Here is a 13,843-nt window from a genome sequence, read left to right as displayed (position 1 = left end):
TGCGGCCGCATCCGGGGGTGGGCTGTTCAGGGCTTTTTCTCCCCGCCCCTTCCCGAAATCCTGCGGAGCTGTGTCCTCAAACGCCGGACGGGCTGATTTCATCAGCCCGTCCGGCGTTTGAGGACAGTCTTTGAAGCTGGCGGCAGCCTTACGGGAAGGGGCGGGGTGGGGGCTAAATCCTGTCCACCAGATCCGCGATCGAATCCACGATCTTCGACGGCCGGAACGGGTACTTGTCCACATCACCCGCAGCCGTGAGCCCGGTGAGCACGAGATACGTCAGCATCCCCGCCTCCAGCCCGGCCAGGACATCCGTGTCCATGCGATCCCCGATCATCGCGCTGGTCTCGGAATGCGCCCCGATCGCATTCAAGCCCGTCCGCATCATCAAGGGATTGGGCTTGCCCGCGAAGTAGGGCTCCTTACCCGTCGCCTTGGTGATCAGCGCGGCAACCGCCCCGGTCGCCGGCAACGGCCCCTGCAGCGAGGGCCCGGTCTCGTCCGGGTTGGTGCAGATGAAGCGCGACCCGGCATTGATCAGCCGGACCGCCTTGGTCATGGCCTCGAAGGAGTAGGTCCGGGTCTCGCCCAGCACCACGTAATCGGGCTCGGAGTCCGTCAGGACGTACCCGATGTCGTGCAGCGCCGTGGTCAGACCCGCCTCGCCGATCACGTACGCCGTGCCGCCCGGCCGCTGGTCGTCGAGGAACTTCGCCGTGGCGAGGGCCGACGTCCAGATGTTCTCGACGGGGATGTCGAGCCCCATCCGCTGCAGCCTGGCGTGCAGGTCACGCGCGGTGTAGATGGAGTTGTTGGTCAGCACCAGGAAGGGCTTCCCGGACTCCCGCAGCCGCTTGAGGAAGGCATCCGCCCCGGGGATCGGCACACCCTCGTGGATGAGGACGCCGTCCATGTCGGTGAGCCAGGATTCGATCGGCTTGCGCTCTGCCACGGGACTGTTCTCCGCTCACGTCAAACGGTGGCCAAAGGTCTACGCCTTCACCCTAACCGGGGCGGGCCCACGGGGCCCGCCCCGGTCAGCAGGCGAGATCAGCGGACGTGCTCAGCGGCTGTCAGGCGATCCAGACGTTGTCGACCGCCCAGTACCAGTTGTTGTCACCGCTGTAGCGGAACTTGACCTGCACGTTCGTGGCCCCCGCCGGCACGTTCAGCGCAATGCTCTGCCACTGCGCCACGGCGTCGGCGCTGAACGTCTTCACGACGGACGACGCGCCACCGTCGTACGAGACGAGCACCTGGGCCGTCTGGCCCGCCTCGTGGTGGTAGTGGCTCTGGAAGCGGAGGCTGCGGGTGGTGCCGCCGGTGACCGGCCACTTCGGGCTGACGAGCGTCGAGTCGTACGTGCCGGTGAAGGTCTTGTCGGCCCACTCGTCGGAGTCGGCGACGGCGAAGACGTCACGGCTGCGGACGTTCAGCTCGCGCCACTGGTCGCGCTGCGACTGGGTCCAGAACTCGTCCGTGGCGAAGGCCCAGCCGCGCCACTCGGTGACGCCGCCGGTGCCCATCTTGGAGTTGTCGACGGACCAGCCGGCGGGCGGGGTGTGGGTGTAGCCCTTCACGTCCGCCGGGATGCCGGTCTCGTCCGTACGGGACTGCAGCTTCGGCCGTACGGTGTCGAAGTCGTCGTTGTCCGGGGAGTCGAGCGGCACCCCGTCCAGCCCGGACGTGGACACGCCCACGTGCTTGAGGGCGGTCGCCGCCACGTCGACGAGGCGTACGTCGTGGCGGACCGAGCCCGCCGGGATCCCCGCGCCCTTGGCGATGACGAAGGTGCCGCGCTCCTGGGTGGTGGAGCCGCCGTGACCGCCGGAGTCGGTGTGCCCGTGGTCGGTGGTGACCAGGATCTTCCAGTTCTCCTGGGAGTACGTGGGCCGCGAGGTGACCGCGTTCAGGATGGTGCCGATGTGCTTGTCGGTGCGTCCGATGGCGTCCAGGTAGGCCTGGCTCGCGGCGCCGCTGCTGTGGCCCGCGACGTCTATCTCGCCGAAGTAGACGAAGGAGGCGTCGGCGCTGGTGTTCTTGAGTTCGCCGGCCGCCGCGGAGGCGATCTTCGGGTCCTCCACGCCGTAGCCGTTGGCGTCGCCCTTGAGGCTGTAGCGCTTGTCGACCTTCGGGGAGTAGATCGGGCCGTTCTGGTCGGTGGAGGCGATGGGCTCCCAGTCGGCGGCCGCGTAGGTGGTGAGCGACGGCTTGGCGTTCTCGACGCGGGTCAGCCAGTCCGGGTAGGTGCCGAACTGCTTGCCGGTGAAGGAGTTGTCCTTCACGCCGTGCTTGTCGGGCCACACGCCGGTGGCGATCGTGGACCAGCCGGGGCCGGAGGAGGTGGCCGCCATGGGGTTCGCGTACAGCTTCGAGTCGGCGGTGAGGCCTTCGGACATCAGGCGCTTGAGGTTCGGCGCATTGGCGGCCTTCACCCGGCTGAGGACGGCGCCGTCGACGCCGATGACGAGGACCTTGTCGGTGGTCGCCGCGGCTGCGGCGGTGGGGGTGGCGGCGGTGGCGCCGCCGGTGCTGAGCTGAACCGTGCCGGCGAGCAGGGCAACTGCCGTCGCGCTCATGGCGATTGCGCGGGTGCGGCTGCGTCTGGGCAGGACAGTGGGCACGTACTCCTCCATGGTGGGGGTCGGGATGGGCCGCCGAGGATCCTCGGCGGCCCACATGGACGTACGGTTACCGATCAACTTCCGGTGGCAGATTTCCAGGCGTCGACGTAAGAGGAAAGGTTCTTGTCGATGTCCGCCCAGTCGGGCTCGAAGACCTCGACGCCGTCCAACAGCTTCTTGAGAGCGATGGAGTTGGCGTCGACGGGCTTCACGTCGGAGCGTGCGGCGAAGCCGCCGCCGATCTCGCTCACCTGCTTCTGGGCCTTCTCGGTGAGCATGAAGTCAAGGAGCTTCTTGGCGTTCGCGGAGTGCGGGGCGTTCTTGACCAGGCCGGCCGCGTAGGGCAGCGCGAAGGTGGTGGGCTTGCCGCCCGCCGTCTTCGGGAACCAGATGCCCAGGTTCGGCATGGACTTGGCCTGGGCGAAGTTCATCTGTACGTCGCCGTTCGCGACGAGCAGTTCGCCCTTGTCGGTCTTGGGCGCCAGCTTGGACGTGGACGAGGACGGGCCGACGTTGTTGGCCTGCAGCTTGCCCAGGTACTCCATGGCGGCGTCCTTGCCGCCGAAGTCGTGCATCGCCTTGATGACGACCGCGGTGCCGTCGCCCGCGACGCCCGGGGTGGAGTACTGCAGCTTGTTCTTGTACTTGCCGTCGAGGAGCTCCTGCCAGGTGGCCGGGGGCTGCTTCAGCTCCTTCTTGTTGTAGATGAAGGAGAAGTAGTTGTTGACGACGGCCGTCCAGGTGCCGTCGGCCGCCTTGTCGGCACCGTTGACCTGGTCCGACCCTTCCGGCTTGTACTTGTCCAACAGGCCCTTTCCGTCGGCCTGTTGGATGAACGGCGGCAGGGTGACCATGACATCGGCCTGGGTGTTGGACTTCTCGCGCAGCGCCCGCTGCACCATCTCGCCCGAGCCGCCCTCGACGTACTTGACCTTGATGCCGGTCTTGTTCTCGAAGTCCTTGAAGACCTGGTCGTACCAGCCGTCGCCGTTCTCGCCCTTGAGGCCGTCGGCGCTGTAGACGGTGACGACGTTCTCGTCGGACGCGGCGGAGTTGCCGCCGCAGGCAGTGAGGAGCGGGGCTGCCAGGGCGAGGCTGCCGACGGTGGCGGCTATGGCTTTGACACGCATGAGGTTCGTATCTCCAGGAAGAGGGGCCAGGAAGAGGGGGTGGAAGGAGAAGCGGCGAAGGACGGCAGGCGTCAGCGGTAGGAAGCCTTGGTGCGGATGCGGGAGACCGCGAGCAGCACGAGCAGCGTCGTGCCCATCAGGACCACCGCGACGGCGGAGCCCGAGAAGAGATAGCCGCGGTCGGTGGCGGTGAAGATCTGGACCGGCAGCGGCATCCAGTCCGGCGGGTAGAGCATCATCGTGGCGCTCAACTCGCCCATGGACAGGGCGAAGCAGAGCCCGGCTGCCGCGTTCAGGGACGGCAGCAGGAGCGGCAGTTTCACCCGCCACAGGACGTACGAGGGCCGCGCGCCCAGCGACGCCGCGGCCTGCTCATAGGCCGGGTCCAGCCTGACGATGGCAGCGGAGACCGACTGATAGGCGAACGCCGTGACAAGAACGGTGTGCGCGAGGATGACGATCGAGCTGGTGCCGTTGAGCAGCATCGGCGGCTTCGAGAACGCCACCAGGACGGCGAGCCCGACGACGACGCTGGGCACGGCGACCGGCAGCATGAACAGCGCGTCCAGGACTCGCTTCCCCCGCTTCTTCAGCGCGGCCGCGGAGAGCGCGGCCCAGCTCCCGACGGCCAGCGCGAGCAGGCTCGCGGTGAGCGCGGTGACCAGGCTGGTGGTGAGGGCCTGCAGGGACTCGCCGCGGGTGGCGGCGGCGTAATTCTCGGTGGTGAACCCGGACGGAAACGCACTCGACCAGTGCGTGGAGAACGAAGCCGCGACGATCACGAACAGCGGCAGCGCGAAGAGCGGAAGGAAGAGGACGAAGAAGACGACCCAGGTGGCCCACTTGCCCTTCTTGCTATGCACCAACACGACGGCTCACCAACCTGTAGAGGCCGTAAAGGCCCACGGAAATCCCGATGTTGACGACGGCGACGACACAGGCAGCCGGGTAATTGGATTCGAGAATGGCCTCGCTGTAGACCAGCATCGGCAGGGTCGTCACCCCTTTCGCCCCCGTGAAGAGCACGATCCCGAACTCGTTCAGGCACATGACGAGGACGAGGCTCCCGCCGGCCATCAGCGCGGGCAGCGCCTCGGGCAGGATGACCTGCCGGATGATCCGCGGCGCCCTGGCGCCCAGCGAGGAGGCGGCCTCGATCTGCGCGGTGTCCAGCTGCGAGAAGGCGGCGAGCAGGGGCCGCATCACGAACGGCGTGAAGTACGTGATCTCGGCGAGCAGCACACCCCAGGGCGTGGTCAGGAACTGGAACGGCCCGTCGGCGGCCCCGGTGACGTCCGTCCACAGCCCGTTGGCCATGCCGACACTGCCGTAGATGAAGAGCAGTGCGAGCGTGATGAGGAAGGACGGGAAGGACAGGAACACGTCGATGAACTTGGCGACGGCCTTCCCGCCGGGAAACGGCACGAACGCGATGACCAGCGCCAGCACGAACCCGAGCACCAGACACCCGACGGTCGCCCCGACCGCCAGCCACACGGTGGTGGACAAAGCCTCCCGAAACGCTACGGATCCGAAGACATCGGCGTACGGCTGAAGGGAAGTCCCTCCGGTGTCGGGCTGGAAGGACTGCTGGACGACCAGAGCGAGGGGGTAGAGGAAGACGAGGGCGAGCGCGGCTATGGGCGGCAACGCCCAGACCCAACTCGGCACCTTGTCCGGCGACTTCGTCCCCTTCTTGGTTGCCCCGATGAGTGTGGCGCTAGCCATGCTTGCCCACCCCTGCGGAAAGCAGCACCGCGTCTTCCGGCGCGAAGTGCAAGGTGACCTCATCGCCCAAGCCGGGCGGATCCCGAAGCTCCCGGAGGTCCGCCTTCACCCGCTGCCCGTCCACTTCGACGTACAACCGGTGTGTGGAACCCCTCCACTGCACCTCGGCCACAGTCCCGGTCAGGGCATTGGGCCCATCCCCGAGCCCCACCAGATGCGGCCGCACACAGAGGGTCGCAGTCGCCCCCGAGGCGACCTCCTCGGTGGACACCTTCAGCTCGGCCCCGCCGAACAACACGACCCCTGAGCCCACTTGCACCGGCAGAAGATTCGCATTGCCCACGAACGAAGCCGTGAACTCCGTCCGAGGCCGGCGATAAAGCTCCTGCGGAGTCCCGCAATCCTGCAACCGCGCCTTGTCCATCACCGCGATCCGATCGGCCAAGGTCAAAGCCTCGACCTGGTCATGGGTGACGTACAGGATCGACACATCCGGCAACTCCCGGTGCAGCCGGGCGAGTTCGGCCAGCATCCCCGACCGAAGCTGAGCGTCCAGCGCCGAAAGCGGCTCGTCGAGCAGCAACACCCCCGGCCGAATCGCCAGCGCCCGCGCAATCGCGACCCGCTGCTGCTGCCCTCCGGACAGCTCGCGCGGAAACCGCTTGGCATAGGCCGCCATGCCCGTCATCTCCAGGGCCTCGGCAACCCGCCCCGGTATCTCGGACTTGGCGACCTTCTGCGCCTTCATCCCGAACGCGACGTTGTCCTCGACCCGCAGATGCGGAAAGAGCGCGTACTGCTGGACGACCATCCCGATGCCGCGCTTGTACGGCGGCAGCCCGGTGACGTCCCGCTCCCCGATGAACACCCGCCCGGCGACCGGCTGGACGAACCCGGCGACCGCCCGCAGCGCCGTGGTCTTGCCCGACCCGGAGGGCCCGAGGAGCGCCATGACCTCACCGGGTTCGACGGTCAGGTCCAGTGCGTCAAGAACGACGTTCTTGCCGTACGCGACCGACACGCCGTCGAACCGGATCCCGCTGCCCGCCCCGCCGCTCCCGCCCATCACCGAACTGCCCATCACCCAACTCCCCCAAGAACACCGGGCAGTTCGGCGACCGACCCGAGCACATGGGTGGCCCCGCCCGCACGCAGCGCCGCCGCGTCGTGCGCTCCGGTCAGCACGCCCGCGACGACCGAGGCCCCGGACCGCGCGCCACTGCGCATGTCGTACGCCGTGTCCCCCGCGACCGCGATCTGCCGCACGTCGTCAGCGGCCTGCGTCCGCAGCAGCGCCGCGAGCACCATGTCGGGGTAGGGCCGCCCCCGGCCGCCCGCGTCGGCCGGGCACAGGGTGAGCTCCACCAGGTCCCGCCAGCCGAGCGCATCGAGGATGGCGTCCTGCGTGACCCGCGCGAACCCGGTGGTCAGCACGACCCTGCGGCCGTCCGCCCGCAGCTCCTCGATGGCCTCGCGCGCCCCGTCGATCGGGGCGATCCGCCCACCGTCGACGAGTTCCCCGTACGCCGCCTCGAAGGCCACGTTCGCCTTCTGGGCCGCCGCCTCGTCCCCGAACAGCGCCCGGAACACGGTGATCTTCGACTCGCCCATGGTGTCGCGTACGTACTGCAGCTTCTTCGCGTGGTCCTCGGACCCGGGCTCGACGCCCAGCTGCTCGGCGGCCCGCGAGAAGGCCTGCTCGACGAGGCCACCGTCGGCGACGGTCGTGCCGGCCATGTCCAGAACCACCAGCTTGATGCTCAAGTTGCTCAATTCCCTCACCAGCCCAGCTCGTTGGCAGTGGTCTCGCCGATCGCGGGCGAGCAGGTCATACCGCGTCCGCCGGGCCCGGTGACCAGCCACACGCCGTCGCGGACCTGCTGGCGGTGGACGACGCGGGAGGTGTCGGTGCACTGCGCGTACACCCCGGCCCAGCGCCGGCGGATCTTCGGCAGCGGCCGCCCGAGGAACGACTCGACGACCTCGGTGAGGTGGTCGTAGGGGTCCTCGAGGGTGTCGAAGGCGAAGGGGTGCTCGTACTCGTGGGTGTCCCCGATGGTCAGCCCGCCGTCCGCGCGCTGCACCATGAGCAGCTGCATCTTGTACGCGGCCGCCGTCGGGGCCTGCGCCTGCGCGGAGTTGAGCTCGTCCAGCGCGGGTGACTTGTACGCCGGGTAGTAGCGGAAACTGTCCGCGTCGGCGACGGAGGTGGTGAGCGGCTCACCCAGCGGATCGGTCTGCATCATCTGCAGCCGTACGCGCCGCACGGGCAGGTCGCCCGCCAGCTCACGGACGAGCCCACCGAGCCAGGCCCCGGTGCACAGCACGACCGCATCGCCCGTGTGGACGTCGCCGTGGTCGTCGCGCACCGAGTTCTCCCCGATGACCTCACGGACCTCGCGGCCGGGCAGGAAGGTGTAGTCGGGCGACTTCAACAGCTCCTCGCGCAGGGCGAGTTGGGCGGTACGCGGCTCGACCGCGGCATCCCGCTCGCAGTACAGCGCGGCCTCGAACTCGCCCCGCAGCGCCGGGTTGACCTCGCGCGCCTCGCCCGCGGTGAGCAGCTTGTAGCCGCGCGCCGCCGCGTCCTCGCGGGCGAGTGCCGCCTCGGCGACGGCAAGCTCGCGGTCATTGCGTACTGGCGTCAGCGAGCCGTTGGCCCGGAAGCCGAGCCCCGGCACTCGCGTGCCTATCTGCTCCCACAGCTCCCGGGCGCGGAGCGCGGTGTCGAGTTCCTCGCCACCCGCGCGGCCGCTGACCCATATCTGGCCGAAGTTGCGGAGGCTCGCCCCGCGCGCTTCCGCCTCGCGCTCGATCTGTACGACCTCGTGGCCGCGTTCCAGTGCATGCCAGGCGTGCATGGTTCCCACCACGCCGGCTCCTACGACGATGACTCTCACGACGTCAAAGCTCCTGGGGGCGAATGACCCGGGCCGTACGTCACGGCAACGGGAGGGTGAACGACCCCCCAAACTTGGCCTAGACCCGTTACGTTCTCGTTATCAAAATGCGTCAGGTGAGGCCTTCTTCACGGTGAACTTGCCCTGAATTCAGCCCTGTTGGCCCAAATGCGTGGTGAAACTGAACCGGTCGCCCCGGAACAGGGTCCGTACCCGCTCGAGCCGGCGCCCGTCGGCGTCCCGCGAGATCCGGTGGATCAGCAGCATGGGCAGCGCGGGCGGCGTCCCGATGAGCAGGGCCTCGCGAGGCGTGGCGAGCACGGTCTCGATGCGCTCGTCGGCGGCGCCGAAGGAGATGCCGAGCCGGTCGTGCAGGTAGGCGTAGAAGGACGAGTCCGGATCGAAGTCACGCTCGAGATCCGGTACGCGGTCCACGGCGACGTACGTACTCTCCAGGCCGACCCGTTCGTCATCGGCGAGCAGCACCCGCTCCAGATGCCACACCGGTTCACCGCGCCCGACCTCGATCTCGGCGGCGAGCGCGGCCGGGCACGGGAAACGGTCGAGGGAGATCAGGGTGCGTCCGGGGCGGCGCCCCTGCCGGCGCACGCCCTCGGTGTAGCTGGCGAGCGCGAGCGGCTGCTCCAGCTTGGGCCCCGCGACGACGGTCCCCCGCCCGAGCCGCCGCAGCCGCCCCTCAAGCACCAGCTCCCGCAGCGCCTGCCGCACGGTCTCCCGGGCCACCTCGAAGCGCAGGGCGAGGTCACGCTCGGCGGGGAGCGCCTCGGCTTCGTCCAACTCATCGATGAGCGCGACCAGTTGAGCCTTGACCGCGTAGTACTTGGGGATCCGGCCGTGCTCGGGGATGCCTGCCTTGACGGGGGCGCCGGGGTGCTGGTCGTTCGGGTAGTCCACGAAGGAACTCTAGGCGGCGGCGCTGCACCGCCCGGACGTGGCTGTGCCCACGCTGCCGGTTGAGATCGGCTGGAGCAGCGCGGGCACGGCCTTCCGGAAGGGCGGGAACGGCTGGTTCAGCGCTTTCGCAGGCGAAGGCGCCGAGATCCCACCACTAGGGCACCGCCGCCGAGGAGGAAGACGCCGGCAGTGGCCCCAAGCCCGAGCAGCGAACTGCCGGGGCCTGTCTTGGCGAGCCCCGTGGGCGGCGGGTTCTGACCCTCGTCCGCCTGGAGGCTGCTGATGATGCTGAACTTGTAGTCGTTGGACTCGCCGACCCACTCGCCGTCGTCGTTCTGACGCTGTACGAGGGCGACGTTGGCGGTGACCTCGTTGGGCTGGGTGTCGGCGGTGAAGGCGAGCCGCACGTCGACGGTGATCTTCTTGCCCGGGGCGAGCGAGAATCCCGCGAAGCCGTCGTCGAAGACGCCCACGTTCTCGTCCTGGTCGGTCTTCTCGAAGGGCACCGGCCGCCACTTGGTGCCGTCGAAGAACTCGAGCTGCGGCTGGCCCGGCGCGAGGGTGCGGGCCTGGTCGACGAAGACGACGATCGGGTGGAGGTTGGCGCAGGTGTCGCCGGAGGTATTGGTGAGGTCGACCTTCCAGTGCTGGAAGCCGCCGCCGGGGGTGTAAGTGGTCGGACCGTCGTGGATCTTGGTGTCGATGGGGAAGTCGTCGCTGTCGGCCGCCGCATCGCAGCTGGGCTGCAGGCTGGAGGCGGTGTCGGTCAAACCCTGCTTGGCGGGGGGCTGTTGGGCCGGGGGCTGGGCCTGGGCGGCGGTGTCGGCGGCCGTATCCGCAGCGGTGTCGGCTGCGGTGTCTTGAGCCGTGTCGGCTGCGGTGTCCTGGGCGGTCGTGTCGGACGCCGCAGTGTCCGCAGCGGTGTCGGCAGCCGTGTCCGCGGCGGTGTCGGCGGCCGTATCCGCAGCAGTGTCGGCGGCGGTGTCGGCCGAGGTGTCCGCGGCCGTGTCAGCAGCCGTATCCGCCGAAGTATCAGCCGCGGTGTCGGCAGCCGTGTCGGCCGAGGTGTCCGCAGCAGTATCAGCAGCGGTGTCGGCTGCGGTGTCCGCTGCCGTATCCACCCCCGTCTGCTGCCCCGTGTCCGCGACGCCCCCAATGTCCGCAGCCGTCGCCTGGTCGGCCGTCTGCGCCGCCTGGTCAGCCGTCTGCGCCGTGTGGTCCGGCTGCAGCATCCCGTCGGTCTGGGCCCCACTTCCACCGCACGACGAGTCCGCCACAACAGCGCTCAACAACCCGGTCACCGCGCACACGTTGCTCGAGAGCAGGCTTTCGTCCGCCTCGGCAGCAGGCACCGAAACCACCGTGGGGGCAATGGCGGCGGCGGTGACACCGAGGGCGAGGGCGCTGCGCAGTCGCATGGAGGAAGAGCCTTTGCTGATCGCGAATCAAGGGCCGAGCAAGAAGCCAGCACGAACCGTGCAGAACATGCAGAACATGCAGAACATGTAGAAATGCAGAACATGCAGGACGAACGCCGACATCAGCCGTTCGTGGTGCCCGTGACCCTGCCACGCGCGCGCGACCTTTCGCACGCGCCACGACCCCGTACGGCCGAATGGCCGCCGAACACCCCCCTATCAGCCCAGTTTCAGTCAATTCCGATTGGCGGGAAAGGCCACATTCGCCCGGCCGAACAGCGGCGCGAGGAGCAACTGTGCGGCCCCGTCCGCGACTACGCGCTCCGCACCGCCGGCCATGCGCACGGGCACCCCCGCGATCGCCCCTCCGCGCCGGGCGCGTTCATCGACGACGGCACCGACGCCCCGCACAAATCGCTGCGGAGCAGCGGCAATTGCCTGCCCGCCGAGCAGCACCAGATCGATGTCGAGCAGGCTGACCAGATTCGCGGCGCCCTCACCGAGCACGCGCGCGGCCTCGTCGATCGCGCCCCGGCCGACGGCGGCGAGGCAGAGCGCCTCGACGCATCCCCGGTTGCCGCACTCGCACGCGGGCCCGTCCAACTGCAGGACCTGGTGGCCGAATTCACCAGCCCCGGTGCGCTCCCCGCGATAGACGGAGCCACCGAGCACGAGCCCCGCGCCAAGTCCGGTACCGAGATGGAGATACGCGAACGAACCGCGCGGCGACACGGTGGCACCGGCCAGGGCGAGCCCGAGCGCGGCCGCGTTGGTGTCCTTGTCGACGACGACGGGCAGCCCGAGCCGTCGCCGCAGCGCCTTGCGCAGCGGAAAACCGTCCCACTCGGGGAACCCGGTGACCCGGTGCAGCATCCCCTGCCGATGGTCGAGCGGCCCGGGCAGCGCGACACCGACCCCGAGGACACCGGGCCGGCCCGCGCCGTCACCGTGACCCTCGGACCGGACCTCGCCAAGGCCCCCGGGGCGGCCCGCCATCTCGCCCGCCCCGCCCTCGCCCAGCAGCCCTGCCACCTCCGCGGCCGCCGCCTCGACCACCGCCTCGCCGCCCGCCCCGAAGTCCAGCGGCGCCCGGCGCTCGGCGATCAGCGCGCCGGACAGGTCGACCAGGACCGCCGTCAGCGAGTCCCGGTCCAGATGCAGCCCCACCGCACGCCCCGCCTCCGGCACCAGCCTGAGCACGGTCCGCGGCTTGCCCCCGGTCGAGGCGCGCTGCCCCGCCTCGGCGACGAGCCCGACCCCGCGCAACCTCGCCGTGATCTTGCTGACGGCCTGCGGAGTGAGCCCGGTCCGCTCGGCGATCTCCAGCCGGCTGATCCCGTCCGGCCCCGCGCCCCGCAACAGATCGAGCACCAGCGCATCGTTGTGCCCCCGCACGGCGGTCACCCCTGCCCCGCCGCCGCCCCCGCCACTGGTCCCCTCGCCGCCCCGCACCCCGTGCCCCTCACCCTCGCTCGCGCTGTTCACGCGCCCATTGTCCCCCGAGCTTGCACTTTGGCAACAGCGTTGCTTAAGTGGATGGCATGACCTCCTCGATCCCCGCCCCGCTCCGCGTCGGCCTCGTCGGCTACGGGCTCGCCGGCTCCGTCTTCCACGCCCCGCTGATCGCGGCGACCGAGGGCCTGGTCCTCGACACGGTCGTCACCTCGAATCCGGAGCGGCAGGAGCAGGCACGTACCGAATTCGGTGCGGACGTACGCACCGCCGACTCCCCCGACGAGCTCTGGGAGCGTGCCGACGAGCTCGACCTGATCGTCCTCGCCTCGCCGAACAAGACCCATGTCCCGCTCGCCACCGCCGCACTGAAGGCGGGCCTGCCCGTCGTCGTGGACAAGCCGCTGGCCGGCACGGCCGCCGAGGCGCGCGAGCTGGCCGCGCTCGCGGACGAGCGGGGGCTGCTGCTCTCCGTCTTCCAGAACCGCCGCTGGGACAACGACTTCCTGACCCTGCGAAAGCTGATCGCGGACGGCGAGCTCGGCGACGTACAGCGCTTCGAGTCCCGCTTCGAGCGGTGGCGGCCGCAACTCAAGGGCGGCTGGCGGGAGTCCGGGAACCCGGAGGAGATCGGAGGTCTCCTCTACGACCTGGGCAGTCACGTCGTCGACCAGGCGCTCGTCCTCTTCGGACCCGCGGTCCAGGTGTACGCCGAGTCGGACGTACGCCGCCCGAACGCGGAGGCCGACGACGACACGTTCCTCGCGATCACCCACGCGAACGGCGTCCGCTCACACCTGTACGTCTCCGCGACGACGGCCCAACTCGGTCCGCGCTTCCGCGTGTTGGGATCGCGCGCGGGCTACGTGAAGTACGGCCTCGACCCCCAGGAGGCAGCCCTGCGCGAGGGCAAGCGGCCCACCGACGAGGGCGAGTGGGGCGTCGAGCCCGAGTCGATGTGGGGCGGTGTCGGGTCCGGCGAGTCCCCGCTGACCGGCGGCGGACGGCCCGAGCCGACGCTCCCCGGCGACTACCCCGCGTACTACGCGGCCGTCGCGGCGGCCCTGCGCGAGGGCGCCTCGAACCCGGTGACCGCACAGGAGGCGGCGGCCGCCCTCGACGTCCTGGAGGCGGCCCGGCGCTCGGCCCGCGACGGTGTGACGGTGACCCTGTGAGCACCGAGAACACCGACGCCATAGCGACCCTGGAAGCCCAGGAACGACGCCTCGTCCTCAAGCAGTTCACGTACGACGACGCCTGGGCCCTCGGCTCCCTGCTCGTGGACATGGCGCGCGAGCGCAGCGCCCCCGTCGCGATCGACATCCGGCGCGGCGGCCAGCAGCTCTTCCACGCGGCACTGCCCGGCTCGACCCCGGACAACGACGCCTGGATCGACCGCAAGCGCCGCGTCGTGGAGCGCTACGGCTGCTCGTCCTTCCTGGTCGGCGCGCGCTTCCGGGCCAAGGGGACGACCTTCGAGGCTTCGTCACGGCTCGACCCGAACCGGTTCGCCGCGCACGGCGGGGCGTTCCCGATCGCGGTCGAGGGCGCGGGCGTCATCGGCACAGTGGTCGTCTCGGGCCTGCCCCAGGCCGAGGACCACGCGATGGTGATCGAGGCACTGGAGCGCTTCAGCACGCGCTGACCCGCCCATACGTTGCTGGGCCCGACCTCTG

At 69.7% G+C, this 13,843-nt stretch carries 13 protein-coding genes; 2 read left to right on the top strand and 11 right to left on the bottom strand.

Annotation, left to right across the window (positions count from 1 at the left end):
* Window positions 1-172 precede the first annotated feature (172 nt).
* The 11 genes from OG430_RS30400 to OG430_RS30350 all read right to left on the bottom strand — a co-directional run bounded on the left by OG430_RS30400 (window position 173) and on the right by OG430_RS30350 (window position 12,167).
* Complete coding sequence (locus OG430_RS30400) at window positions 173-952, bottom strand: HAD-IIA family hydrolase (RefSeq protein ID WP_327355822.1); 780 nt, start codon at window positions 950-952, stop codon at window positions 173-175.
* A gap of 121 nt (window positions 953-1,073) precedes the next feature.
* Window positions 1,074-2,579, bottom strand: a complete 1,506-nt coding sequence (locus OG430_RS30395; protein WP_442816743.1) for an alkaline phosphatase family protein — start codon at window positions 2,577-2,579, stop codon at window positions 1,074-1,076.
* Window positions 2,580-2,698: 119 nt separating this feature from the next.
* Window positions 2,699-3,754, bottom strand: a complete 1,056-nt coding sequence (locus OG430_RS30390; RefSeq protein ID WP_327355820.1) for a 2-aminoethylphosphonate ABC transporter substrate-binding protein — start codon at window positions 3,752-3,754, stop codon at window positions 2,699-2,701.
* A 71-nt stretch (window positions 3,755-3,825) separates the two neighbouring features.
* Complete coding sequence (locus tag OG430_RS30385; protein WP_327355819.1) at window positions 3,826-4,623, bottom strand: ABC transporter permease; 798 nt, start codon at window positions 4,621-4,623, stop codon at window positions 3,826-3,828.
* Window positions 4,610-5,482 (bottom strand): 2-aminoethylphosphonate ABC transporter permease subunit, encoded by an 873-nt coding sequence (locus OG430_RS30380; protein WP_327355818.1) that lies wholly within the window; start codon window positions 5,480-5,482, stop codon window positions 4,610-4,612. The genes OG430_RS30385 and OG430_RS30380 overlap by 14 nt, the downstream gene beginning before the upstream one ends.
* Window positions 5,475-6,563 carry an ABC transporter ATP-binding protein gene (locus OG430_RS30375; protein ID WP_327355817.1) on the bottom strand — a complete coding sequence of 363 codons (1,089 nt, stop codon included), beginning with the start codon at window positions 6,561-6,563 and terminating at the stop codon, window positions 5,475-5,477. Before OG430_RS30375 ends, OG430_RS30380 begins: the two co-directional genes overlap by 8 nt.
* A complete protein-coding gene (locus OG430_RS30370; protein ID WP_327355816.1) occupies window positions 6,563-7,246 on the bottom strand; it encodes a phosphonatase-like hydrolase in 684 nt (227 codons plus the stop codon). The genes OG430_RS30375 and OG430_RS30370 overlap by 1 nt, the downstream gene beginning before the upstream one ends.
* Window positions 7,247-7,260: 14 nt before the next feature.
* Window positions 7,261-8,382: a TIGR03364 family FAD-dependent oxidoreductase gene (locus tag OG430_RS30365; RefSeq protein WP_327355815.1), complete on the bottom strand. Its 1,122-nt coding sequence runs from the start codon at window positions 8,380-8,382 to the stop codon at window positions 7,261-7,263.
* Window positions 8,383-8,532: 150 nt separating this feature from the next.
* On the bottom strand, window positions 8,533-9,297 hold the full coding sequence (locus OG430_RS30360; protein WP_327355814.1) for a GntR family transcriptional regulator: 765 nt from the start codon (window positions 9,295-9,297) through the stop codon (window positions 8,533-8,535).
* Between the two features lie 116 nt (window positions 9,298-9,413).
* A complete protein-coding gene (locus OG430_RS30355) occupies window positions 9,414-10,715 on the bottom strand; it encodes a hypothetical protein (protein WP_327355812.1) in 1,302 nt (433 codons plus the stop codon).
* Between the two features lie 234 nt (window positions 10,716-10,949).
* The gene (locus OG430_RS30350) at window positions 10,950-12,167 is read right to left on the bottom strand and encodes an ROK family transcriptional regulator (RefSeq protein ID WP_327359282.1); all 1,218 of its coding nucleotides are present in this window, start codon (window positions 12,165-12,167) and stop codon (window positions 10,950-10,952) included.
* Between the two features lie 89 nt (window positions 12,168-12,256).
* Between OG430_RS30350 and OG430_RS30345 the strand changes: the two genes are divergently transcribed.
* Both OG430_RS30345 and OG430_RS30340 read left to right on the top strand, forming a co-directional pair.
* Complete coding sequence (locus OG430_RS30345; protein ID WP_327355811.1) at window positions 12,257-13,342, top strand: Gfo/Idh/MocA family oxidoreductase; 1,086 nt, start codon at window positions 12,257-12,259, stop codon at window positions 13,340-13,342.
* The gene (locus tag OG430_RS30340; RefSeq protein WP_327355810.1) at window positions 13,339-13,812 is read left to right on the top strand and encodes a heme-degrading domain-containing protein; all 474 of its coding nucleotides are present in this window, start codon (window positions 13,339-13,341) and stop codon (window positions 13,810-13,812) included. The genes OG430_RS30345 and OG430_RS30340 overlap by 4 nt, the downstream gene beginning before the upstream one ends.
* Window positions 13,813-13,843 lie beyond the last annotated feature (31 nt).

Source organism: Streptomyces sp. NBC_01304, assembly GCF_035975855.1.
Classification (GTDB): domain Bacteria; phylum Actinomycetota; class Actinomycetes; order Streptomycetales; family Streptomycetaceae; genus Streptomyces.
This window is presented reverse-complemented; position numbering and strand designations above follow the sequence as displayed.